The 25769-nt window shown below is 26.2% G+C and carries 20 protein-coding genes; 17 read left to right on the top strand and 3 right to left on the bottom strand.

The annotated features are described in order from the left end of the window. The 11 genes from ATCC9714_RS11310 to ATCC9714_RS11260 all read left to right on the top strand — a co-directional run. On the top strand, positions 1–1351 hold a 1351-nt coding region (locus ATCC9714_RS11310; RefSeq protein ID WP_280136261.1), incomplete at its 5' end, for an MSCRAMM family protein. A 188-nt stretch (positions 1352–1539) separates the two neighbouring features. Beyond that, positions 1540–2703, top strand: coding sequence for a class I SAM-dependent methyltransferase (locus tag ATCC9714_RS11305; protein ID WP_057545337.1), 1164 nt, complete (start codon positions 1540–1542; stop codon positions 2701–2703). A 168-nt stretch (positions 2704–2871) separates the two neighbouring features. Next, on the top strand, positions 2872–3741 hold the full coding sequence (locus ATCC9714_RS11300; RefSeq protein ID WP_054631221.1) for a cation diffusion facilitator family transporter: 870 nt from the start codon (positions 2872–2874) through the stop codon (positions 3739–3741). Positions 3742–3934: 193 nt separating this feature from the next. Next, on the top strand, positions 3935–4312 hold the full coding sequence (locus ATCC9714_RS11295; protein ID WP_021126037.1) for a VOC family protein: 378 nt from the start codon (positions 3935–3937) through the stop codon (positions 4310–4312). A 162-nt stretch (positions 4313–4474) separates the two neighbouring features. Then, positions 4475–5155 (top strand): hypothetical protein, encoded by a 681-nt coding sequence (locus ATCC9714_RS11290; RefSeq protein ID WP_057545336.1) that lies wholly within the window; start codon positions 4475–4477, stop codon positions 5153–5155. A 186-nt stretch (positions 5156–5341) separates the two neighbouring features. Beyond that, positions 5342–6415: a uroporphyrinogen decarboxylase family protein gene (locus ATCC9714_RS11285; protein ID WP_057545335.1), complete on the top strand. Its 1074-nt coding sequence runs from the start codon at positions 5342–5344 to the stop codon at positions 6413–6415. A gap of 12 nt (positions 6416–6427) precedes the next feature. Further along, a complete protein-coding gene (locus tag ATCC9714_RS11280) occupies positions 6428–7105 on the top strand; it encodes a corrinoid protein (RefSeq protein WP_057545334.1) in 678 nt (225 codons plus the stop codon). A 1-nt stretch (position 7106) separates the two neighbouring features. Then, positions 7107–8126: a methylcobamide:CoM methyltransferase MtbA gene (locus ATCC9714_RS11275; RefSeq protein ID WP_057545333.1), complete on the top strand. Its 1020-nt coding sequence runs from the start codon at positions 7107–7109 to the stop codon at positions 8124–8126. Positions 8127–8137: 11 nt separating this feature from the next. Continuing rightward, entirely contained in the window at positions 8138–9934 is a 1797-nt protein-coding gene (locus tag ATCC9714_RS11270) for an ASKHA domain-containing protein (protein WP_057545332.1), read from the top strand. Positions 9935–9946: 12 nt separating this feature from the next. Continuing rightward, entirely contained in the window at positions 9947–10861 is a 915-nt protein-coding gene (locus ATCC9714_RS11265) for a CobW family GTP-binding protein (protein WP_054631227.1), read from the top strand. A gap of 11 nt (positions 10862–10872) precedes the next feature. After that, positions 10873–11736: a uroporphyrinogen decarboxylase family protein gene (locus ATCC9714_RS11260; RefSeq protein ID WP_057545331.1), complete on the top strand. Its 864-nt coding sequence runs from the start codon at positions 10873–10875 to the stop codon at positions 11734–11736. Positions 11737–11762: 26 nt separating this feature from the next. On the opposite strand, the gene ATCC9714_RS11255 is transcribed toward ATCC9714_RS11260, so the two are convergent. Continuing rightward, a complete protein-coding gene (locus tag ATCC9714_RS11255; RefSeq protein ID WP_057545330.1) occupies positions 11763–13673 on the bottom strand; it encodes an FUSC family protein in 1911 nt (636 codons plus the stop codon). A 141-nt stretch (positions 13674–13814) separates the two neighbouring features. On the opposite strand from ATCC9714_RS11255, the gene ATCC9714_RS17750 reads away from it, so the two are divergent. Both ATCC9714_RS17750 and cspC read left to right on the top strand, forming a co-directional pair. Beyond that, positions 13815–16379, top strand: a complete 2565-nt coding sequence (locus ATCC9714_RS17750; RefSeq protein WP_057574346.1) for a S8 family peptidase — start codon at positions 13815–13817, stop codon at positions 16377–16379. Between the two features lie 18 nt (positions 16380–16397). Next, a complete protein-coding gene (cspC, locus tag ATCC9714_RS11245; protein WP_057545328.1) occupies positions 16398–18083 on the top strand; it encodes a bile acid germinant receptor pseudoprotease CspC in 1686 nt (561 codons plus the stop codon). A 63-nt stretch (positions 18084–18146) separates the two neighbouring features. Here the strand turns inward: cspC and ATCC9714_RS11240 are convergent, their stop codons facing one another. After that, the gene (locus tag ATCC9714_RS11240) at positions 18147–19784 is read right to left on the bottom strand and encodes a hypothetical protein (RefSeq protein ID WP_057545327.1); all 1638 of its coding nucleotides are present in this window, start codon (positions 19782–19784) and stop codon (positions 18147–18149) included. A 183-nt stretch (positions 19785–19967) separates the two neighbouring features. Further along, a complete protein-coding gene (locus tag ATCC9714_RS11235) occupies positions 19968–21107 on the bottom strand; it encodes a hypothetical protein (protein WP_057545325.1) in 1140 nt (379 codons plus the stop codon). Between the two features lie 178 nt (positions 21108–21285). Between ATCC9714_RS11235 and ATCC9714_RS11230 the strand changes: the two genes are divergently transcribed. The 4 genes from ATCC9714_RS11230 (at position 21286) to ATCC9714_RS11215 (ending at position 25760) form a co-directional block, all read left to right on the top strand. Next, the gene (locus ATCC9714_RS11230) at positions 21286–22323 is read left to right on the top strand and encodes a hypothetical protein (protein WP_057545323.1); all 1038 of its coding nucleotides are present in this window, start codon (positions 21286–21288) and stop codon (positions 22321–22323) included. Between the two features lie 466 nt (positions 22324–22789). Continuing rightward, entirely contained in the window at positions 22790–23818 is a 1029-nt protein-coding gene (locus ATCC9714_RS11225; protein WP_055328322.1) for an ABC transporter substrate-binding protein, read from the top strand. Beyond that, positions 23818–24900 carry a FecCD family ABC transporter permease gene (locus ATCC9714_RS11220; RefSeq protein WP_057545321.1) on the top strand — a complete coding sequence of 361 codons (1083 nt, stop codon included), beginning with the start codon at positions 23818–23820 and terminating at the stop codon, positions 24898–24900. The genes ATCC9714_RS11225 and ATCC9714_RS11220 overlap by 1 nt, the downstream gene beginning before the upstream one ends. Continuing rightward, positions 24900–25760, top strand: coding sequence for an ABC transporter ATP-binding protein (locus tag ATCC9714_RS11215; RefSeq protein WP_021128039.1), 861 nt, complete (start codon positions 24900–24902; stop codon positions 25758–25760). Before ATCC9714_RS11220 ends, ATCC9714_RS11215 begins: the two co-directional genes overlap by 1 nt. Positions 25761–25769: the final 9 nt, after the last annotated feature.

Genomic DNA, 25769 nt, shown 5'->3' with positions numbered 1-25769 from the left:
AGAGTTTACAATATTTGATAGTAATAAGAAAGAAATTAAAAAAGGTGTGACAGACAAAGAAGGTAAAGTAGTATTTGAAAACTTAGAATATGGAAACTATTACTATAAAGAAACAAAAGCACCAGAAGGATACACAATAGATAACAAGATGTATCCATTTGAAATAAAGGATAACAATCAAGTAATAAGTAAAACAGCAACAGATGATAAGATAATAGGAAAGATAGAAATAACAAAGAAAGATTCAAAAGATAGTAAGAAAGTACTAGCAAATACAGAGTTTACAATATTTGATAGTAATAAGAAAGAAATTAAAAAAGGTGTGACAGATAAAGAAGGTAGGGTAGTATTTGAAAACTTAGAATATGGAAACTACTACTATAAAGAAACAAAAGCACCAGAAGGATACACAATAGATAACAAGATATATCCATTTGAAATAAAGGACAACAATCAAGTAATAAGTAAAACAGCAACAGATGATAAGATAATAGGAAAGATAGAGATAACAAAGAAAGATTCAAAAGATAGTAAGAAAGTATTAGAAAATACAGAGTTTACAATATTTGATAGTAACAAGAAAGAAATTAAAAAAGGTGTGACAGATAAAGAGGGTAAAGTAGTATTTGAAAACTTAGAATACGGAAACTACTACTATAAAGAAACAAAAGCACCAGAAGGATACACAATAGATAACAAGATGTATCCATTTGAAATAAAAGATAACAATCAAGTAATAAATAAAACAGCAACAGATGATAAGATAATAGGAAAGATAGAAATAACAAAGAAAGATTCAAAAGATAGTAAGAAAGTATTAGCAAATACAGAGTTTACAATATTTGATAGTAACAAGAAAGAAATTAAAAAAGGTGTGACAGACAAAGAAGGTAAAGTAGTATTTGAAAACTTAGAATATGGAAACTACTACTATAAAGAAACAAAAGCACCAGAAGGATACACAATAGATAACAAGATGTATCCATTTGAAATAAAGGACAACAATCAAGTAATAAGTAAAACAGCAACAAATGATAAGATTGTACCTATTAAGGATCCAATAAAAGATCCTACTTTAGAGGAAAATGTGACAGTTAAGCCTGAAGATTCTAATAACAAACAAATTGAACCTAGTAATGAAAATAGATCAGAACTTGATAATAATACAAAAAATAATGAAGTTACTGAAAATATAAGTAGTGAAAAAACAGATAATAATAAAGTTCAGACAACTAAAGGCAACTATGGAAATCCAATAACCTCAGATAGTAGTATATTACCATATATAGGGTTATTTGCAGTATCAACAATAGGATTAGCTGTAAATCTTAACAATAGAAAGAAAAAATAAAAATTAGAATACTAAAAGTACTTATTATAAAAATAGAGTATCAAATTTAATTTTGATACTCTATTTATTTTAAATAAAAAATATAATGTTTGCAAAAGATAAATTATAAAATAGTTTGATTTAAACAAATTGTAATATATAATAATAATTGATATTTAAAATAAATAGAAAATGATAAGGTGTGACATATGGAAGAACTAAAGAATAGTATTTATGAAATAACAGATGACAATATAATAAAAGTAGTTATAAGTAATAAACTAAATAAAGATATTGAATATAATAAAATCAATATTGAGTTAAAAGAAAAAAATAATACAGAGTATTATCAAGTAGAAAAGTATACAGATAAACAGGTATTTCATGAGAATATAGAAAAAGATATGTTAAATGAAAAAATGTTAGAATTTATAGATGGCAAGTATAAACAAGTGGGAGCTTGGTCTCAAGAATACACATATGATTTAAAGATATCAAAAAAAGGAAAAGTATTTCTAGGTAGAAAAAAAAGCGATAACTCTAAATTAGTAAATAAGAGTCATAATAGAGAAAAAAATTATATTCTAAAAGAAGGTATGATAATACAACCTTTAATAGATTTAGGGGTATTCACTAAAGATGGAAAAGTTGTTAATTCAAAATATGATAAATATAAACAAATAAATAGATTTATTGAAATAATAGATGATGAAATAAAGAAAAATAATGATAAAGAACTTACCATTTTAGACTTTGGATGTGGAAAGTCATACTTAACATTTGTACTATACTATTATTTTGTTGAAATTAAAAAAATAAATGTAAAAATGATAGGTTTAGATTTAAAAGCGGATGTAATAAAAAAATGTAATGAGATAGCTAAAAAGTATAATTATAAAAATTTACACTTTGAACTAGGCGATATAAATGGGTACAAATATACTGATAATGTAGATATGGTTATAACTTTACATGCTTGTGATACTGCTACAGACTATGCTTTATATAATGCAATTAAGTGGAATGCTAAAATGATATTTTCTGTACCTTGTTGTCAACATGAATTTAACTCACAAATGAAGAGTGAAGATCTTTCTATATTAACAAGATATGGAATAATAAAAGAAAGAGTAGCAGCTCTTATGACAGATGCTGTAAGAGGAAATTTATTAGAGGCTATAGGATATAAAACTCAATTGTTAGAATTTATAGACATAGCACACTCTCCTAAAAATATCTTAATAAGAGCATCAAAGAGTAAAATAAGTAGAGAAAAGAAAGAAAGCTCACTAATGGAAGTTGATAATATTATGAAAGAATTTAACTTAGAACCGACATTATTTAATTTGTTAAAAAAAGATAATTTAATATAAATATAGGAACCTTTAATATAAATTTGAATATAAAATAGTATAAGCTTAATTTTATATAAAATTATCAGGTACTATATGTACTGGGCTTTTACAGCAGTGGTTAAATCCATGGGATAGGTAAATACTTTTCCATGGATTTTTATTTTGACAGGTTTAATGGAGGATAATATGATAAATAAAAATTATAGAGATGTAAAACTTGTTTTATGGATTATATTATTTGCAAATTTAGTGGTTTCTATATCAAAAGTTCTAATTGGATTTATTACTAAAAGTGCTAGTATTACAGCTGATGGATTTCATTCAATTTCAGATGCTTCATCTAATCTTGTAGGGCTAATAGGAATAAATTTAGCATCTAAACCAAGTGATAAAAAGCATCCGTATGGACATTATAAATTTGAAATACTCACAGGGTTATTTATAGGAGCAATGCTTTTATTTATGGGATGTAAAATAATAATAGAGGCTAAAAATAAATTTTTAAATCCAGAAGTATTAATAATAAGTAAGGAAAATATAATAATTCTTATTATTACATTAATAATAAATATATTTGTTTCAATTTATGAATACAAAAAAGGAAAAAATTTAAATAGTTATATTCTTATTTCTGACTCATTACACACAAGAAGCGATATATTTGTTTCTATAGGTGTTATAATGGGATTAATAGGAATTAAATTGGGATTACCTATAATAATAGACCCAGTAATATCCATTGGAGTATCAATATGCATATTCCATTCTGCTTATGAAATATTTAAATCAGCTATTGATGTATTAGTAGACACAGCAGTTTTAGAAGAAGAAAATATTACAGAAATTTTAAAGAATATAGATGAAATAAAAGATATCCATAATATAAGAAGTAGAGGTAGTGAAAATAATATTTATATAGATATGCATATTATGGTAGAACCTAGTACTACAGTATATGAAGCTCATAAATTAGAACATAGTATAGCAAATATAATTAAAAAACATATAAATGAAAATACACAAGTTATTATTCATATAGAGCCATTTATTAAATAAAATTTAAAAATAGAAATGAGGTAATTATATTTAAAATCAAAATAATTTGTTTTTAAAAAGTATATTATATATTTTAGACTAGTTAGTATAATCAAGTACTTACTTTTTAGTAAGTACTTGATTATACTATTAATATAAATTAATATTAGTATTATTAATAAAAATAAAATTTAGATAATTTGGAGTGATTAATATGAAATTTACATTTTGCCATAATAATTTTAATGTTTTAGATTTAGAAAAAAGCTTAGAATTTTATGATAAAGCTTTAGGGTTAAAAGAAGTAAGAAGATATGAATCACAAGATGGGAGTTTTATACTTTCTTATTTAGGAGATGGACAAACTAATCATACATTAGAGTTAACATGGATAAGAGATTGGGATAAGCCATACAATTTAGGAGATAATGAATTCCATCTAGCCCTAAGAGTTGATGATTTTGATGCTGCTTACAAACTACATAAAGATATGGGTTGTATATGTTACGAAAATAAAGATATGGGGATATACTTTATATCAGACCCTGACAATTATTGGATTGAAATATTACCTTCAAGAAAACATAATTAAGAAATAAATTAAAAACTGTATCTAAATAAGTTTATACTAGAATTAGTATAACAATTTAGATACAGTTTTTGTTTTATTAATTTAGATTGATTTGTATGATTAAAATTTGGATATATAAATAACTAATAAGTTAAACCTAACTTTGAATGAGGGAGGCTGTATATGAGAAAAAAGAAATTATGGATAAGTTTAATAATCATGATATTTATTATAATTACGTTTATAGGTATGTTTTTAAGTAAAACAGAACCTAAATCAATTAATTATGAAAAGAAACCTAATGTAGAAGAAGATATAAAGTCAGATTCGAAAAGTATACAATTTTTAAAATCTATTTCGGGCATAGAAGCTATAAACACTAAATTAATAGATAATCCAGTTGGAATAAAAGGAGAGTTCTTAGTTCCAGAAAAATCAATTGTACAAGGTGTAAATTATTTTTTAATAGAAACTAAAAATGATAAAATTACAAATTTAAATATAAATATAGAAGATGGAAAAATAAAAGCTAAGGTAGATTATAGGTTAACTAAAAATATAAATGTTCCTGTAGAAGTTGAAGTGCTTCCAACTTTAAATAAAAATAAAGATTTAGTATTAAATATAAAGAATGTTAAGCTTTTGGATTTGAAGTTATATGATTGGATAGTTGATTTATCTGTAAACAGTTTTATAAAAGATTGGTTTTCTAAAGAGAGTAATATTTTAGTAAAGTTTAATGATGGAAGTGTAATTATAGATAAAACAAATTTTAAAGGTGTAAATCTAGAGAATATAAATCTAGATAAACACAGTTTAAAACTTAATATGATAATAAATTTAAAATATTTTTTAAATAAATAAAACACTGTGAAAAAATTTCACGGTGTTTTTTTATGTTTGATTTAAAAGCAAATATAAATAATATAAAAATTAATTATTGATAATATCGATATCATTAATTAATGATATCGATATTATCAATTTGTAGAAAAAACATATATATTGTAAGATGATTATGTAATATTTAATAAGTGAAGAGGTGGATTTATGGAGTATAAAATAAATAAAGATCAGATGACTCCTAAGGAGAGAATGGAAGCTTTTGCTAAAGGAGAGCCTATGGATAGAATTTTATGTTCACCGTTTTTGGCAGAAAGTGTTTCTCCTATATTTGGGCATACAATACATGAATATAACCATTCGGTAGATGCACTTGTAGATGTAGCTGTTGGAAGTTTTAAGCTATTTAGACCTGATAGTATAGGTTTTGGACCAGGATTACAAGGTATACCAGAAGCTATGGGAAGTGAAGTTATATTTCCAACAAACAACACACCGTATATAAATAAACCAGCTATAAATGATTATAGTGAAATTGGGAAATTAAGACCTATAGATCCTTATAAAGATGGTAGAATACATTATTTTCTAGAAGCACTTAAAATTGCTCAGGATAAGTTAATAGCAGAAGTTGGAGTAGGGACATCTGTAGGAGGTCCGTTCACTACAGCATGCTTTTTAAGAGGAACAGATAAATTTTTAAGGGATTTAACTAAAAACAAAGATATGGCACATCAATTATTAGAAATATCAACTCAAAGTGTTATAAATTATATAGACGCAGCATGTGATATTGGACTTGCTCCAAGTTTAGCAGAACCAATTGCATCGTCGACTATGATAAGCGAGAAAAAATTTGTAGAATTTGCAAAGCCTTACTTAAAAAAATGTATGGATAGAATAATAGAGAGAACTGGAGGAGGAACTACACTACATATATGTGGTAGAACAAAGAAAATATGGGGACATATGGTAGACACAGGAATAGCTAATTTGAGTCTAGATAATATAGATGATATAGGAGAACTTAAAGAAGCTTACGGGGATAAGGTTTGCTTGATTGGAAATGTAGATCCAGTAGATACTATAATGAGAGGTATTATAGAAGACATATATAAAGAAGCTAAAGAATGTATAAGAAAAGCACATGATAGTAAATGTGGATTTATACTAAGCACAGGTTGTGATGTTCCTATAGGAACAAATCCTGAGAATATTAAAGCATTAATGGATGCGGCTAGAATATATGGGGCTTATCCAATTAATATAGATAATTTATAGGAGGAGTAAATTATGGATAATTCAAAAGAAATTTTATTAAAAAAATTAGCAGATTGTGTTTTAGAAATGGAAGATGAAGAAGTTATAGATGTTGCTAAAGAATATATTGAAAATGATTTTGAAGCTTATGAAGGTATATCAAAAGGTCTTGCTTTAGGAATGGAAGAGGCTGGAAGATTATATGAAGAGGAAGAATATTATATACCTGAATTATTATTATGTTCAGATGCTATGTATGGAGGAATAGATGTTTTAAAGCCTCATTTACCAAAACACCAAACTGGAGAACATTATAGAGCTGTAGTTGGGGTTGTTGAAGGGGACACACATGATATAGGGAAAAATCTATTTAAGATAATGCTAGAGACTGCTGGATTTGAAGTTTTTGATTTAGGAAGAGATGTAGCACCTATGTCATTTATACAAAAAGCAAAGGAAATTAATGCTGATGTTGTAGGAATGTCTACTTTAATGACAACTACAATGGATAATATGCAAGTAGTAATAGATTTATTGAAAGAAAAAAATATGAGAGACGATGTAGTTGTGATGGTAGGTGGAGGACCTATATCTCAAAGCTTTGCTGATAAAATTGGGGCAGATGGATATGCACATGAAGCATCAAAAGCAGTTAAATTAGCAAAAGATTTAGTTGATAAAAAAAGAGGGGTACACAAAGAGGTGGTATAAAATGAATCCAAAAGAAAGACTTTATAAAGTCTTAAAAGGGGAAGAAGTAGATAGAGTTCCATGTATATGTCCAGGTGGGATGATGAATATGATAATAGAAGATGTTATGGATATTGAAGATGTATCTTGGCCTAAGGCACATACAAATCCATCTATGATGGCAGATTTAACTTATGGAATGTATAAAAATAATGCATTTGAAAATTTAGGAGTACCATTTTGTATGACTGTTGAAGCAGAATCTATGGGTGCGAAAGTTTATATGGGAACAAAAAATACAGAACCTAGAGTAACTGAATATCCTATAACATCAAGTGAAGAATATAAGACTTTAAAAAATATAGATGTAAATAAAGGCAGAGCCAAAGTTGTTTTAGATGCTATAAAAATATTAAAAAATAGAGATTTAAAAGTTCCAATAATAGCTAATTTAACAGGACCTGTTAGCTTAGCATCATCTTTAATGGAGCCTATGATTTATTATAAAGAAATTAGGAAAAAACCTGAAAAAGTTCATGAGTTTATGGATTTTGTAACTAATAATCTTATAATATTTGGGAAAGCTCAATTAGAAGCTGGAGCAGATATACTAACAATATCTGATCCTAGTGGAACAGGAGAAATTTTAGGTGCTAAGAATTTTAATGAGTTTGCTATACCATATTTAAATAAAATAATAGATCAGCTAAAAAGTTATGCAAAAGGTGGGACTATAATACATATATGTGGAAGGTTAAAAAGTATTTATAAAGAGCTAAACTCATTACATAGTGATGCTATAAGTTTTGACTCTATAACTAGTGTAAGTCAAGTAAAAGCAAATGTATACAACAAGGTTATAATGGGAAATGTAAGCACATTTGCTCTTGAAAATAGTGAAAAAAGTAGTTTGGAAAATATATGTGAATCTTGCTTAAATAGTGGAGTTGATATATTGTCTCCTGCTTGTGGGATAGGGGTTAGGACTAAACTTGATAATATACAAGTTTTAAAAAAATGCGTAGAAAACTATAGTAGATAAAGAGGGATTGTATGAATTTTTTATATGTAGACGGTGGATCCTATGAGTTTGAATTAGGAAGTAATCTTTTAGAAATAATACAAAATAATGATTTAGGAATGGAAAGTCCTTGTGGGGGAAAAGGATTATGCGGTAAGTGTAAGGTACAAATTGTAAATGGGACTATAAACGAACTAACTAATGAAGAACTTAAATTTTTAAGCCAAGAAGAAATGGATAATAATATTAGACTAGGGTGTTTAGTTTATCCAAAAGGTAATTTAAATATAAAACTATTAAAAGACAAAAACACTAATCATAAAATATTGGCAGATGGATATATGCCTGAATTTATAAAAAAACCTGTGCTTACTAAAAATTTATACAATATAGTACAACCTACTTTACAAAATAATAAGTCTTATGAAACTATAATTAAAGATATATTAGGACAAGACATTCAATTTAACTATGAAACATTAAAGCAATTACCTAAATTATTTAAAGAAGAAAATTTTACTGTAATTTGTTTAAATGAAAAACTTATAGGATTAGAATGTAGAGATACTAAAGATAGCTTATATTCTTTAGCAGTTGATATAGGAACCACAACGGTAGTATGTTCTTTAATAGATATTAATAGCCAAGTAGAATTAAGGTGTGAAAGTGAAATTAACCCTCAGAAAGAGTATGGACTAGATGTACTATCTCGTATAAATTTTATAAGAAGTAAAGAAAATGGATTAGAAATTTTACATAAATTGATTATAGATTGTATAAATAAACTGATAAAAAAATTATGTGAAACTGAAAATATTAAAACTAGTAATATATATGAATTAGCAATAGCTGCAAACTCTACAATGATGCATATACTTTTAAATGTAAATCCAGAATCTATTGGAAAATCACCTTATGCAACATCTTTTGTAGCAAGTAAAAATATAAGTGCAAAAGAACTAGGTATAGATATATCTAAATTTGGTAATGTTTATTTACTTCCTGGAGTATCTAGTTATATAGGTGCTGATATTGTTTCTGGAGTATGTGTATGTGATTTAAAAAATACTGACAAAAATATACTGTTTATAGATATTGGAACTAATGGAGAGATGGTTTTATCTAAAAAAGGAAAATTAGTTTCTTGCTCATGTGCAGCAGGACCAGCTTTAGAAGGAATGAATATAAGTTGTGGAATGAGAGCTGGAGATGGAGCTATTGAAAATATAAAAATTTCTGATGAAATTAGTTTTAAGGTTATTGGAGATACAGACCCTAAAGGTATTTGTGGAAGTGGAATTGTTGATGCTATAAGTGAGCTTGCAAAATCTAAACTTATAGGAAAGACAGGAAGAATATGCAAGAGCGAATCAATAAAACAAGATGAAAAATTAAGCCATTTAAGTAATTACATAGTAGATGTAGATAAGAAAAGAAAATTTGTTTTAATGAGTAAGCCAAAAGAAATATCAATTACACAAGAAGATATAAGACAAGTACAATTAGCTAAAGGTGCCATTCTTTCTGGAATATATGCACTTGTAAGCCAAGTAGATATAAATATAGAGGATTTAGATGAAGTTATAATAGCTGGACAATTTGGGAAACACCTAAGTATAGATAGTTTAATTGGAGTTGGAATAATTCCAAAAGAATTGAAAGACAAAATAACTTACATAGGAAATTCATCTAAAACAGGTGCGATAATGAGTTTATTATCCAAAGATGTTAGAGAAAACTTAGATAATATAGCTAAAGATATTGATTATTTTGAACTGTCAACAAAAGAAAATTATGAAAGATTGTTTACGGACTGTTTAAAATTTTAAAAAGGTGATGAAATGATAAAAATAGATGTTGTATCAGGTTTTTTAGGATCAGGAAAAACAACTTTAATTAAACATATGTTAGAATCTATAGAAAATGAGAAAGTTGTTATAATTGAAAATGAGTTTGGCCAAATCGGTATTGATGGAGATTTAATAAGCAAATCAGGCATTGATGTATTAGAGTTACAAAATGGGTGTATATGTTGTAGTATTAAATTGAACTTTAGAGATACACTTTTAGATATTATAGAAAAGTTTAATCCTGATAGAATACTAATAGAGCCAACAGGTATAGGTTTACTTAGTGAAATAATATCAATGATAGAAAATTCAAAACTTAAAAATACCTTGAGTATTAATTCTTTAATTACAATTGTAGATGGGCTCAATTATTTTGACTATATTGATAATTTTGGTGATTTTTTTGAAGATCAAATAAAAAATGCATCAATTCTTATGATAAGTAAAACCCAGTTAATAGGTAAAGATGAATTAAATAAAGTAGAGTTATCATTAAAGAATTTAAATAAAACAGCTAATATAATTAATAAAGATTGGGATAAGATTCCATTTGATAATTTTTTTGAAAAATTGGATTTATTAAATTGTAAAATAAGTGATGATATAAAAACTTTAATAAAAAAAGATATTAGTGAAGATATGAAAAATATTGAATCTATATCTAAAATCCCAAATAAAATTTATACAGTGGAAAGTCTTGAACATATATTAAGTAGTCTTAACAATGAAAAATTAGGAAAAATTATAAGGTGCAAAGGGTTTGTAAATAATGATGAAGGAATATTGGAATTTAACTATATAAATGGAAATTATACTATAGCAAGTACCAATAGAGATATAACTCCTAAGCTATGCATAATTGGAAGTAATTTAGAAAAAGAAGAACTATTAAATATGTTTAAATAGGAGTTATTAAAATGAAAATAGATTTTAAGTGTAATCAAAATGAAAATGAAAATATTCCAAAAGATATCGTTGAAAATTTAAAGTTAAAATTTCCAGTTTTACATACAAGGGCTAAAGATATATCAATAGTATCTAAAAAATTGAAAATATATAAAAATGATAATATATGTAAAGTTCCGTTTTGTACAACTGTAGAAGCTGAATCATTTGGAGGATTAATAAACTTAGGTGATGATAAAAATACTCCTAGAGTAAAAGAATATGCGTATAATAATGTAGATGAGTTATCCAAAATAGATAAAATTGATTTTGACAATGGAAGAATAAAAGAAGTATTAGAATCAATTAAAATTTTAAAAAATGATGAAATAGTTTCTTTAAATATTTGCGGACCAATTACTATATTGTCTCTTTTAATAGATTTAAAATATTTTTATAAATCTGTTAGGAAAAAAGATACTGTGATTTTAGACGTAATGAAGATTTTGGAAGATAATATAGTTAATTATGCAATTAGAGGATATAGATGTGGAGCTAAAATAATATCATATAGTGATCCTGTTGGAGATATAACTATAGTGGGGCCTAAAGTATATAAGGAAGTAGTACTTAATTCTACTTTAAATATAATAAAAAGAATTTTAAATGAAACTGACGATATAGTAATTCATTTATGTGGAAAAACATCTTCATCTTTATATAATCTTGATGTATGTGAATTCAATGAAATTAGGTATGATAATAATCTTACATATGGAGAGGCTATATGCAATTTATTAGATGATAAATGTATAAAGCTTATAGGTAATAATTGCATGAAAAGAACACCACATAAACTCAAAAATTCAATTATATACAGTATAGAAATTAAATAAGAGAGCTTACCTCTCTTATTTAATTTCTATACTGTACTTATAGTATTAGCTATATTTTTAGCATCATTTATACTTTTTAAAATTTCATATATATTCATAAATATTAGTTTGTCATCTCTTTCATTTAATTTATTGAAATCATCAACCACTTTACTTTTACTTAAATCTCCAGTTATATATTGTTGTATTTCTTTGCATGCTTCTGGTATATTCAAATTTTTTACCCTATTATTTTTTATGCTATTTTTAAAAACTCTTAAATTACTCATAATGACTCTTTCATTAACCAAGAAATTACTAATTTTATCACAGCAAATAGTATTATTGTTTATACTAATTTTCTCATTTGTAAGGTTATTGGTTAAAACTACTTCTCTCAAATTCGATGAACTTAAATTTGAAGAGTATAAACTTCCCAAGTTATGTTCAATAGTTTTATTTAAATCAATTGATTTATCAATTAAGTTTCTAGTAACAACTTTGATTTTATATGGAAATATAGTTCTATTAGCAACAAATGCAAAAAAGCATCCTAATAAAATAAACTTTATTCTATCAAAGGATAATATATTAAAGTCTGTACTAGTAGCGCCTATGCTTAAAGCGAAAACTGTCATGAACGTCATTCTCTTAGAGTAATCTTTAAAATAGTTACTAATATATCCACAAGCAAAACCTATAAATATTTTAAACTCTATATTTGGAACTAAATGAAATAACAATTCAAATATTAATACACCTATTAAAGTACCTTTTATTCTATCTAACATTTTTGATTCACTTGACTCTATATAAGGCTGAATTACAGAAGCTAAAGTAAAAACCATCCATTTACCTTTATATAAATCAAAATAGTTTACTATAAAGGCACCCAAACTTACTACTAATGCAACCCTAAAGGCGAATGTAAATCTAAGTGAATTTCTATTAAAACGTTTTTTAATAACATCAATCTCTTTGATTTTATCTGATATATCAAATCTTTTATCACTTAAAGACAATCCACCATTTTCTAAATCGGTTAAAATATCTTTTAGTAAGGTCATATTTTGTTTTAGTTCATAGGATATATAGTAACTGTAGCCCTTCTCATCTCCACTATATATAAAATGATTTAACTGTTCTTTTAACTCAGACATATCTTTTTCGTTATTAATAAGTTTTAATATATCTTCAAATTGGACCTTTAAATCTTTTAATACATCTACACATTTACTTAAATTTTCCTTATCATCTAAAGCTTGCTCTAAAATTATATTAGCACCTTCTATGGTTTGAGTTATACATAAATAAAGTCGAGTCTTATCTGATATTATAAATGTTTTTTCTCTTCTAGAATATAAACTTTTAGACAATGACTTTAAACTTCTATTAATCTGAGTACAATTCTTTATTATAGAATCATAATTATCTCCATCTATTAATATTTCTAATTCATTTATTAATAAATTTAAATTTTTAGTAATTGTGGATTTTGATTTAGTCCAAAAATTATTTTTATTAGCAATAATTTGCACAAGCATAATAAGCATACCAGAGAGAATTAAAGCACCTATTCTAGCTGGTATGTCGCCAGGTTTAGCTGGAAAATAAACCATAAATAAGTATGCCAAAGCAAAGGGCATATATATTGGTTTACTTGTGTCGTATGTAAATATGTAAATTATAAAAAATATTGAAATAAATGTTGATACTAAAGTAAGTGAAGGAGAAATTGTTGATATAAAAGCACAAGCGCCTATAAATAGTTCTATAGATATAAATCTAATAGTATTTTTTATAGGTGTAGGTGTATAATCGTTATGAATTAAGCTTGTAGCAGCCATAAAAGCTGTTATACCAACTAACATATTTGTAGTACCAAATAATAATTTAAATATTATTGCTGTTGGTATTATTCCTATGAAAATCATTGTTTTAGAAATTATATTTTTCATATCTTCACCTCCTATAAATTAAAATGTAACCATACTTTAAAATTTTTACCCTTAATATAAAAATTCAAAACCTATATGAATTAAACTTATCATCCATACAAGGAGGTAAACATATAATAAACTAGTGGAGAGATTGGTTAGGTGGTGATTATTATATACTGTAAGGCTATGTTTAAATATAAAAATAAAGTTATACTAATAGATGAAAATATAGAAAAATTAAAAGAAACTATATTATCTTATTACAAAATAGAAAGTTTTGATGATAGTGAAATAGAAGATTTTAAAAAACAAATTTTATTCAGAGGACACAATAAATGGGAATATAAAGATTTAAAAAAATATAGTTTTTATGATGAATATATTATAAATAGTAAAAATAATGTAGTTCTTAAACTAGAACTTCATAAAAAGGAGGATCAAGTAGATGGTTTTAAATTAATTGATTTTATAAAATTTATAAAAGATAATTCGTATAAGTATAAAGTGCCTACATTAATAGACTTAAATTTAGAAAATTATAAGTTAAATGAATTTTATAAAAATGAATTAGAAAAATACTCAAATCAAATATACATAGAAAAAAATTTAAAATTAGATCATAACCAAAATATAATAAATTTAAATATAGAAAATGATGAGAGTAATAGTGAAATAAACATATTAAAAGATAAGGACCTAGATGTTCAGTTAAGTTTAAAAACCCCAAATGAATATGAAGTTAAAAATATAATTCCTAGGTATAAAAAACAAGAATATTTTTTAGAAAATACAAAAGTAGATATTAATATTATAAAAGTAAAACATCTTGAGGATTCAGATATAATAAAAGTTAAATTCCAATCAAAAGATATAATTGAAAGTGGAAAATGGGCAATTAAGTTTAATGTTCTAAAAGGAAGTAAAAAAAATATAAGTATCTATACTAATAAAATGAAAAATTATAATTTTATAGAAAATGCAAGTATATCTTTTTTAATTCGATTTGGAATAAATAGTTCTATAAAAAGTTTGAAGAATAGAAGTTTTAGAGATGAATCGATTAATTTAAGTGAATTTTCTCCGATATTTATTATAGATTATAAAGATGGTTTTGAAGAAGATATAAAAGAGTTAGCAGATATTTTTAAGTTTGATAAATTATCCGATAACTTTGGGATATTATATATAAATAAATCTAGAACAGAAGATATGGGAGAATTATATAGGATTACATCTATATATAGAATTCAAAGATATACAAAAATGGTTCAACTAACTAATTTAAATAGAGGCATAGAAAATGGGTATGTAGCAACAGAAGAAATAGGCGCAAACTTTTTTAAAGAAAATCCAAATATAACTTTAGATGGAAGAGGAGTTTTTATTGGAATTGCAAATTCAGGAATTGACTATTTACATCCAGATTTTATATATCAAGATGGGACATCTAAAATAGCCTATTTATGGGATCAAACAAAAGAAGGGAATCCTCCTAGTGGATTTAATATAGGCACAGAATATACGCGAGAAGATATAAATAAAGCTATTAAAGAAAATAATAAAACATTATCTATAGACGAAGAAGGTATAGGAACCGCATTAAGCGGTATATGTTCTGGTTTAGGTAATGTAAATAAGGAATATGGAGGAGTTGCAGAAGGATCAGATTTAATAGTTATAAAACTAAAAAAAATAGATGGACATTACAACATAGCTACCCTTCACACTGCAATGAGGTATGCATATAAAAAGGCCAAAGAAGAAAACAAACCTATAGTTAATAATGTTTCATTAGGAAGCAATGGTTCTGTTGTTACTGGAACACTCATAATCACAGATAACTTATTTTATGAATATGGAGTTTGTGAAGTAATAGGTGCAGGAAATGAAGGCAGTGGAAAAACTCACGCTTCGGGATATCTATCATTTAAAGGTGATATTGAATATGTAGATATAGAAATAGAAGAAGAAGAGGAGATTGAAATAGACGTTTTAGTAAATAGACCTGATATAATAAATATTGCAATAGTGTCTCCATCTGGGGAGCAAAGTAAAATTTCATATGTATCAAATTTAAATTATATACAAGGTTTGTTTGATCTAGAAAATACATTTTATTCAATAGTTTCGAATTATCCAGCTAGTTATTCAGGTCAACAACAGACAATGATAAAACTTACATCAGTAAAAAAAGGTATATGGAGAATTAAACTAATAGGAGAGTCTATAACAAATGGAATATATAATATATATTTACCAAATGAATTGTTGTTAAAACCAGGAACTAAATTTAGAAATGGAGACCCCAACACAACATTAACATATCCTAGCGGATACAAAGATACAATAACTGTAGGAACTTATGATAGTGTAAATAAGAGTTTATGGGCAAACTCCTCAAGAGGACCAACGGTAGGTGCCACAGGAAGAATTGAAAAGCCAGATGTAATAGCTCCTGGAGTTAATATAATAGCTCCTTATAATGGAGGTAAGTATGCAACTGTAACTGGAAGTGGAGTATCTTCAGCATTTGTAACAGGGGCTATGGCCGTATTTTTTCAATATATATTATCAGATAAAAACTATAAAAATAAAGCCGTTGTACAAAAAATGAGAACATATTTAAGAGCAGGAGCAAAAAGATCAGAATCGATAAATTATCCAAATACAAATTCTGGATATGGACTATTAGATATTAAAGGAATGTTTGATCAATTAAAATAGCTATAGGAGGGTTGTAATTTGAAAACATCTTATATAGTAGTTTACAACGGTAACACACAAGAATTAGAAGCAGATTTAAAAAAATATAGTTTAGATAATTATATTATATTAAATGAAAAAATAGCTTCTATATATATTGATGAAAATTTTGATGAAGAAATATTTAAACAAATAGATTCTATATATGACTGGTCAATTTCAATACCAATTAGTTCTCTTATTAAAATTGGAGAAGGAGTTGACAATGGAGATAGACCAAGAGTAGTTTCAGGAGCTGACTATATTGATAAAAATCCGTACATAAGTCCATCAGGGAAGAATATAATAATAGCAATTATTGACTCAGGTATAAATTATTTGCATCCGGATTTTATCAAAGATGACAATACATCTAAAATAATATCCATATGGGATCAGATGAGCAATAAAGGAATTCCACCTAAAGGATTAAAAATTGGAAGTGAATTCAAAAGAGAAGAAATTAATAAATATATAAAAGAAAATGATCCGAGCTTATCTGAGGATAATATTGGAAGTGGAACTATAGCAGCTGGGATAGCAGCAGGTAATGGGAGATTAAATAAAGATTTTATAGGAATTGCAACAGATAGTGAATTAGTAGTTGTAAAATTAAGAGAATATAGAGGTGTTTATAAAGAAGGGAAAATTAGCTATGAACTAAGTGATTTATTAGCAGCGATTAAATATATTGAAGATATATCTAAGATTTATAATAAAGATATAATTATAAACTTAACTCTTGCCGAAAAAAGTAAATCTTTAATTTTAACTAATTTTTTAGACTCTTTTAATTTTTTAACTAGTCCAGGTATTATTATAGTAAGTGGGGCAGGAGATGAAGGAAATACGGATATTCATTACTCTGGAAGACTATATAATGAGAATCAAATAAATGATATATTAATTCAAATTGGAAATCAAAAGAATTTAGATGTTTCAGTAAGCAATATTGGACCTGATAAAATCAGTGTATCTATGATATCACCTTCTGGGGAATTAAGTTATATGAATCAATACTCACCAGGAGAAACAATTTATAACGGTAGATTCAATATAGAAGGAACTAATTATGAAATGATATATAGATATCCATGGTTAAAGTCGGGAACTGAAGAAGCTATAATAAGATTAACTGGTGTTAAACCAGGAATATGGACCCTTAGACTTAAAGGGGAATTCATAGTAACAGGAGAATATGATGCATTTTTACCAAATAAAGATTTGATAGATGATGAAACCAGGTTTATAAATTCTAACTCATTTTCTACAACTACATTATTTGCAACCACTGAAAATGTAATAACTGTAGGAGGATTTAACAATAGAACTGACAGTATGTGGATAGAATCATCAAGAGGAACGTTAAATCAAAATCCAATAAAGCCAGATATAGTAGCGCCTAGTGTTGATATAATAGGACCATATAAAAATAATGATTATGTAAAGGCAACAGGAACAGGTGTTGGAAGTTCAATAATTAGTGGGGTTACAGCTGTTTTATCAGATTACCTTATAAATCAAAGTAAATTTGGAAGAACTTTGTTGTTTACAGAAGTTATGAAAACATATTTAATGATTGGTGCTGACAAACAACCAATATATACATATCCAAATGTAGATATGGGATATGGGGTTTTAAATTTTAGAAGAACAATGGAACAAATGTCAAAACGATTAAGATAGATTAAGCTTTAATATTTAATAAAAAAAGAACTAACTAAAAGTTAGTTCTTTTTTTATTAAATATTAAAATTGGGTAACAGAGTTTATTTTTGGAATAGAATAAATTGATATATCTGAGTTTTCATTGTTTACAATCATTATATCATTACCAACAAAGTTTACTGAACCGCATATTTTTTCAGTGTTTTCGCAACAGCTAGAAATATTATTATTAACGATATCTACACATTGAACTACACTAGAAATATTTTTATCAAAGTTTAAATCACCTATAACATCATGAGTACTTTTTATAGTTTTTATTGACCTAACGACAGGATCCATTTTTATATCATTAATATATTTAATAGTATCATGTTTAATATTTTTTATACTATTAATATTTTCAAGATTATTTTTAGTAACTACAGAAGTTGTATCAACATCATTAGTTATATTTTTTATTGTAGTTTTAGAAGTATTTATAAGATCTTTTATGGAAACTATATTTTCATCATCATATTTTATAGCATTACCACCATAGCCTATATCTAAAGATTGCAATAAACAATCTTTACTTATATCTAAGTGAGTAACTGAATTTTTCAACTGATTTCTATATATGTTTCCAACTAAATTAAATGTATCCTTAGGAATAACATTAAAGGTTTTAAAACTTAACTTTAGAGGTTCGAATGTACCATCATCTAAAAACACACCAATGCAATTTTCGCCATTAGGGCTTAAACTAAGCAATTTACCGTCTAATGAGCATTTGCTAATACATTGATTTAGTGGAACTAAATCTAATACTTCTATAGTTTTAGGGGGGATAATTTGTCTTTGAATATCAATATTTGATATTGTATTTTCTGAATAATAAGGGTTTATGTCAGTAACTGATTCTATTTGATTTTGGTTGACTTTATTTAATATCTTTACAGGTTTTGGATTTATAGCTACAGAGTAATTTTTTGTATGTATTTTAGTTAAAACATCTATGTCTTCTGTATCTATAGGTTTTGAAACCTCTACTTCACTAGCATTGTTAGTAAGAACTAGTTTTTCTTCAGTTTTAATATCTGTTATTACTTCATCGCAAAATTCTTTTATGGAACTTACAACGTTTAGTGTGTCTATATCTAAATCAATATTTTCTAAGGTTTCCATTTCAGTAGCATATAAACTTGTATTTGAGTTTAAGACGTTTTCATGAACGGTATTAACTGTTATATTGTTATCTAAACAGTTAGTAGACATATTAAAATTTATATCTTTTATATTTTTCATATTTTTTAATATATAATCTTGAATATTATAACTTATATTAAAACAATCATCAGAGAAAACATTAAATCTATTGATACATTTTTTGTTAGAAAAAGTATCAATAGGGCTGTTTACATTATATATAGTTAGATTTTCTAGACTTTTTAATAGAGAGAAAGTAAATTTATTAGAAGGAATTTTATCTATTAGTATTTTAATTTTTACTATACTACTTATGTTTATAGCTTTATTTTTATAAATAAGTATATTTTCATTAATAGAAAAATTATCTTCTTCAGATTTTGAAATTATTATTTTAGTTGTTATTCCATCATCAGTTAAAACTAACATTGGTACAAAAAAATTATGTATATTTACTGTATTACAAACTAAACTTTTAACTGTATTAAACACATTTGTTATTGATGTAGAGTTAGGATATTTATCACTCATATATAGCCTCCTATAATAAATAGTAATTATATTTATACTTATGAATATTTAGAATAGATTATTACTATTAGTAATATAGATAAATATAAGGAAAAATAAAAAATAGGTTCATTAAAAAATGAACCTATAATTTAAATTTAGTATATTACTAGTACAAATCATTATTTGTACTAGTAATTAATATTATTTTTCGTGATGTTTAAATTCAGCAGGAGCTGAGTATACAACTAGTGCATCTGATTTTGTAAGGTATAGTTTTTCACTAATTAATAATTCATCAAATATTCTAGCACTGAAAGTTCCTCCGCTGAAAGGTGTTGTTGGAACTATAGATTTAACTACGAATTTAAGATCAAATTGAGCTCTTAAAGTTAATGGATCATCAGTATTAGGTAAACAAATAGTGCTAAATAAGTTTATATTTGTTAAGAAATCAGGAGCATCTGATGGAGTTACTGGGAATCTAGCTGTAAAAGGATCACAACCTATAAATCCTTCAACTATATATTGGAAGTTATAAATAGATGCATCCAAAGGTCCTTGAACTAAAGTTGCAGTTGAACCTTTCTCACGACAAATACAACCTGTAGATATTGTTCCTTCATAATTATGGAATACAGATGCTTCACCTGAAGGACATAGTTGAGGTGTTCCTGTAAGTGAACCGCTAGTATTACATAAAGTTATAGGTAATAAATCATTTGAGAACCCTAAACAATCGTATACTACAGTAACTTTTTCTATACATACAGGAGCTCCAGCTGTATATGGAGGACATCCCATAGGTCTAGGATCTACAGTAAATACTTGAGGTGCTATAGATCTAGGTATTTGTTGATTTACACATTTGAAATCAAATATTCTATCTGCCAATATAGGTGTACATATAGCACAGTTTATATCTGGGCATTCAAATTTCACAGGGTTACAAGGTTTACCACATTCATTTTGATTAAATTTTGCTTCTGAACAACAACAGCAATTTGGTTTTTTATTACCTTTACATGGGTCATACTGAGGTCTTTCAGGGCAATAATCATGTTGAGGTTTTTCATGACAATGATTGTATTGAGGTTTCTCAGGGCAATGATCATACTGAGGCTTTTCATGACAATGACCATACTGAGGTTTCTCAGGGCAATGATCATATTGAGGTTTCTCATAACAATGGCCGTATTGAGGTCTTTCTGGACAATGATCATAGCTAGGTCTTTCAGGATAACAATTACATTCTTGACTTTCTCTATATTGATTAGAGTTTAATCTATCACAAGTAAGATTATCGATATTACTGTTTGTTTGAGCTGTATTATTTTTAGTCATGCTACATATCCTTTCATATAAATTTATTAAAGAGAAGGCTTTGTTTTTCTCTTTAATAGATTATATGATTTAATAATAGATATGTTACTTTCTAAAAGTAAATTTTGTCTAAAATATGAATAAATTAAAGTATTTAAAATGAATCGAAGTTCAATAATATTGAATGGGAGGGGATTCAATGATTTTTAATGATACAGATATACTTATTAAAAGTTCTAATGAAGATTTAAATATATTTTGTTTTATAGATGGTATAGTTTTAAAAAGAATAAAAAAGAATTTAAATGACAGATATAGTATAAAAATTATAGATGGTATTTATTCATTTGTAGATTTTTATGCAGATATAAATAATTATGATGAAATTTACGGAATTTTAAATGATAAAAGTGGATTTTTGTGGAACATATATATAGATGAAAAAAATAGTGAAAGCATTATACTTAATAAGGAATTAATTCTTAAATACGATAATGAAATTTCATGCATAAAATTTCCATATATAAAATATCTGAAAAAAGAAACTCATATTATTTACTACTTAATAAATAAAGATGAGCCTTTTAAGTGTGAATTAATTCATATAAATAAAGAGGATAATTTAGTTATAAAAAATAAAATTGATTTTAGCTATTATAATATAATTAGTAACTTTGAAGTCTTATGGGAAGGAAGTATACCTATTTTATTTTACTTTAAATGTATAAATGGTTACGAAGAATTATTCGTTTCCAAATTAGAGTCTAAAGACACATGGAGTGAACCAATTAAAATAACAAATACTAAAAAAACTAAGATATATCTATCAGTTATAAAGGATAACGCTGGATGTTTTAATATAGTTTTTTCAGAAGAATCAGATGGTAAGTATCACTGTAGATATATAAAGGGAGAATTAAAAGGTAATACTTTTTATCAAACTTATACAGAAACTATAAAAACAGATATAATGTGTTTATTTCCACATTTGATTAACTACAAAGATACTAGTTATATCCAGTGGGGAGAATATAATTATTTATATACATGTGAGTCTAATGATTTAGGAAATACCTGGAGTAGATCCAGACAATGTGATAAAGATTTGGAGTCATATTCAAAAAGATATCTATACAAATCGAATTGTATAGATGATAAAGATTATATATTAAATAGTGTATTTGGACATCAAGAATACGATAAAATGATTAATTATAAAATAAAAGATAATATATAATTTAAAATACAATATAAATTATAATTTAATATATATATTATGAAAAAGTCGTAAATAATAAAATTTTATAAAAAAAGAAAAATATATAGAACAATATATATAATTATAAAATAAATTTAATTTTCTGAAAATTATTTAATGTATTTACTATTTTCTTGCAATATAATACTATAAAATCGTTCAAAGAATAGTTATTGAAATAGCTTGATTTAGATATGAAAATTTATTTTTAAAATGATTTAAGATTTACATATACAAGGAATGTTATATATCAATATACAAATACTATAATCAACATAATCATTTTTATGAATAATCCAAAAATTAATATTAAATGAAAATATTAGCCATGAAGGTTTAATTTAAATAAGGTATATTTTATATGCTGTTAATTAAAACTTTATGGCTTTAATTTTTTTTAATGTTATAGTAAACTAAACATAGGAAAAATATGGGGGAAAATAAAATGATAAAAAGTAAAAGTTTAAAAAAGTTTGTAGCATTAATGGCTATAGCAGGGATTACACTTAGTGTTGTAGGATGTTCGAACAATAAAAAAGAAGAAGCTAAAGCATCTGATACGAAGGTTGAATCTAGTAATTTTGAGAAGGTGGAATACGTTTACTCAGATGGAGCTCAAGATTATAATGTATCTGTAAATGCTCCAAAGCAAAAAGCAGTAACATTATCTCAATTTATGACAGAGATGTTACTAGCATTAGATCTAGGTGATAAAATGGTTGGAACAGCTCTTTTAGATAATCCTATATTACCACAATTCAAAGAAGCATATGATAAAATACCAGTTTTAAAAGTTGGAGAAGGACATTCTATATCAAAAGAGGCATTTGTAGCAACAGGAGCTGATTTTGTAAGTGGATGGGATTCATCTATAAATGATCAAACAACTGGATCTCCAAAAGAACTTATAGATAAAGGAGTAGCTCCTTTTATGGCAAAATCTTATGCACCAGATGCTACAGTTGAAACAGTGTATGAAGACTTTACGCAATTGGGAAAAATATTTGGAGTACAAGATAAATCTAAGGAAGTTATAGACAAAATGAAAAGTGATATAAAGGTTGTTCAAGATAAAGTTGGAAATGTAAAACCAGAAGATAGAGTTAAAATGATGGTTTATGATTCTGGGGAAAAGGATGCTATGGTAGTTGGAAGTGGACTAGCTAATAATTTAATTGAAATAGCTGGAGGAAACAATGTATTTGGAAAGGATGCTAAAAAACCATATATAAATGTTTCTTGGGAAAGTGTAGTGAAGAATAATCCAGATGTTATATTAGTTACTGATTTCTTAGCAGGGCAACCAGCTCAGGAAAAGATTGATTATTTAAAATCTCATCCAGCGCTTAAAGATGTTTCTGCAATAAAAAATAATAAAATATATGTAGTTAAACTAGCTGATTTATCTCCAGGAGTAAGAAATCCTATGGTTATAGAGGAAATGCATGGATATTTTTATGGAGATAATAAATAATGCAAGCTTATCAAGAAAACTCAAGAAGCCTTTCTAAAAAGAAAGGTTTCTTATTTTGGGTTATAGTTTTAATTATAATATTAGCAGGCACGATAGTTGGAGCGATAGCAGTAGGAAGTACATATATAGAACCAGGAGAAGTTTATAAGGTAATTTTAAATAAATTAACAAATGGAATAGCATTTAATGGTGTAGGAGAAGTTATGACCCAAAATATAATCTGGGAAATAAGATTTCCAAGAGTAATATTAGGGGCGATATGTGGAGCAGGACTTGCAATATGTGGAGTTTTGATGCAATGTGTAACTAAAAATCCAATTGCAGAACCTTATATACTGGGAATTTCATCAGGAGCATCTTGTGGAGCTGTCGCAGTTATTGTTTTAGGAGGAGCTTCAAGTATAGGTATAAATAGCATAACTAGTGGTGCGTTTGTAGGATCTATATTATCAGGAGTTTTAGTATTTGGAATTGGGACACAAATGGGAAAGACTACATCTACAACAAGACTAGTTCTTACTGGAATGGCTATATCAACAATATTTTCAGCATTAACTAATTTACTTATATATTCAGCAGAAAATTCAAATCAAGCTAAAAGTGCACTATTTTGGACTGTAGGAAGTTTAGGAGGGGCAAAATGGGATGTATTATTACTTCCATTTATAGTTTTAGCTATAGTAATAATTATCAGTTTTTTTATGTCAAAGTCTTTAGATATACTATTACTCGGAGACGATAGTGCCATTATACTTGGTATAAATGTAAAACTTATAAAAACTACCATTTTAATACTTGCAACTCTTTTAACATCTACATTAGTTGCAATAACAGGGGCTATAGGCTTTATAGGATTAGTAGTTCCTCATATTTGTAGAACTATAGCTGGAAGTGATCATAAAAAACTAATTGTATTATCAAGTTTTATAGGTGCAATATTTTTAATATGTTCAGATGTTTTAGCAAGAGGATTATTCCCTCCAGTAGAAATACCAATAGGAATAATAACATCTTTAATAGGTGGCCCATTCTTCTTATATTTAATTTCTAAGAAAAATTATTCATTTGGAGGGCGTGATTAATGTTTAAATTACAAGTGAAAAATTTAAATTTTAGTATAGAAAAAAAAGAAATTCTAAGAGATATATCTTTTGAAATACCAAAAGGGTCATTTGTAGGAATTATAGGACCTAATGGATCAGGAAAATCTACTATACTAAAAAATATATATAGGTTATATAAACCAAATAGTGGATCGATTATACTTGATAATAAAAATTTATCAGATATGAAAGATAAAGATTGTGCAAAAGAAATTGCAGTACTTGCACAAGAAACAAATTCTCAATTTGATTTTACAGTTGAGCAAATTGTAAAGATGGGACGATATCCTTATAAATCTGTTTTTGAAGATTATTCTAAAAAAGATATTGATATGGTAAATAATATGTTAAAAAGAGTTGGACTTGATAATTATAGCGATAGAAGTTTTTCAAAATTATCAGGAGGAGAAAAGCAAAGAACTTTAATTGCTAGAGCGTTAGTTCAAGATACTGATTTTTTAATACTAGATGAACCAACCAATCACCTGGATATAGGTTATCAAATACAACTTATGGATTTAGTTAAAAGCCTAAAAATAACCACATTAGCAGCTATTCATGATATGAATATTGCAGCAATGTATTGTGATTATTTAATTGTAATGAAAGAAGGAAAAATAAAATGTTGTGGATGTATAGATGAAGTTATAACTGCAAACATGTTAAAAGAAATATTTGGAGTAAATGCATATGTAGGAAAAAATCCAATAAATAATAAACTTCAAGTTTCATTTATGCATAGTCACCATCATGTAAATGGAGTAGGTCATGACCATGTGCATGATGATGGATTTACAGGTGAACATGAACACTTTCATCAACATATTTATGACGTATAAAAAATTTAA

The organism is Paraclostridium sordellii (assembly GCF_000953675.1).
GTDB lineage: Bacteria > Bacillota > Clostridia > Peptostreptococcales > Peptostreptococcaceae > Paraclostridium > Paraclostridium sordellii.
This window is presented reverse-complemented; position numbering and strand designations above follow the sequence as displayed.

Excerpts from the sequence above, each read along its gene's own strand:
- ATCC9714_RS11275 (WP_057545333.1), top strand. The coding sequence starts at position 7,107 with ATGAATCCAAAAGAAAGACTTTATAAAGTCTTAAAAGGGGAAGAAGTA.
- ATCC9714_RS11235 (WP_057545325.1), bottom strand. The coding sequence starts at position 21,107 with ATGACTAAAAATAATACAGCTCAAACAAACAGTAATATCGATAATCTT.
- ATCC9714_RS11265 (WP_054631227.1), top strand. The coding sequence starts at position 9,947 with ATGATAAAAATAGATGTTGTATCAGGTTTTTTAGGATCAGGAAAAACA.
- ATCC9714_RS11285 (WP_057545335.1), top strand. The coding sequence starts at position 5,342 with ATGGAGTATAAAATAAATAAAGATCAGATGACTCCTAAGGAGAGAATG.
- ATCC9714_RS11270 (WP_057545332.1), top strand. The coding sequence starts at position 8,138 with ATGAATTTTTTATATGTAGACGGTGGATCCTATGAGTTTGAATTAGGA.
- ATCC9714_RS11260 (WP_057545331.1), top strand. The coding sequence starts at position 10,873 with ATGAAAATAGATTTTAAGTGTAATCAAAATGAAAATGAAAATATTCCA.
- ATCC9714_RS11290 (WP_057545336.1), top strand. The coding sequence starts at position 4,475 with ATGAGAAAAAAGAAATTATGGATAAGTTTAATAATCATGATATTTATT.
- ATCC9714_RS11255 (WP_057545330.1), bottom strand. The coding sequence starts at position 13,673 with ATGAAAAATATAATTTCTAAAACAATGATTTTCATAGGAATAATACCA.
- ATCC9714_RS11230 (WP_057545323.1), top strand. The coding sequence starts at position 21,286 with ATGATTTTTAATGATACAGATATACTTATTAAAAGTTCTAATGAAGAT.
- ATCC9714_RS11240 (WP_057545327.1), bottom strand. The coding sequence starts at position 19,784 with ATGAGTGATAAATATCCTAACTCTACATCAATAACAAATGTGTTTAAT.
- ATCC9714_RS11280 (WP_057545334.1), top strand. The coding sequence starts at position 6,428 with ATGGATAATTCAAAAGAAATTTTATTAAAAAAATTAGCAGATTGTGTT.
- ATCC9714_RS11225 (WP_055328322.1), top strand. The coding sequence starts at position 22,790 with ATGATAAAAAGTAAAAGTTTAAAAAAGTTTGTAGCATTAATGGCTATA.
- ATCC9714_RS11300 (WP_054631221.1), top strand. The coding sequence starts at position 2,872 with ATGATAAATAAAAATTATAGAGATGTAAAACTTGTTTTATGGATTATA.
- ATCC9714_RS11220 (WP_057545321.1), top strand. The coding sequence starts at position 23,818 with ATGCAAGCTTATCAAGAAAACTCAAGAAGCCTTTCTAAAAAGAAAGGT.
- ATCC9714_RS11215 (WP_021128039.1), top strand. The coding sequence starts at position 24,900 with ATGTTTAAATTACAAGTGAAAAATTTAAATTTTAGTATAGAAAAAAAA.
- ATCC9714_RS11305 (WP_057545337.1), top strand. The coding sequence starts at position 1,540 with ATGGAAGAACTAAAGAATAGTATTTATGAAATAACAGATGACAATATA.
- ATCC9714_RS11295 (WP_021126037.1), top strand. The coding sequence starts at position 3,935 with ATGAAATTTACATTTTGCCATAATAATTTTAATGTTTTAGATTTAGAA.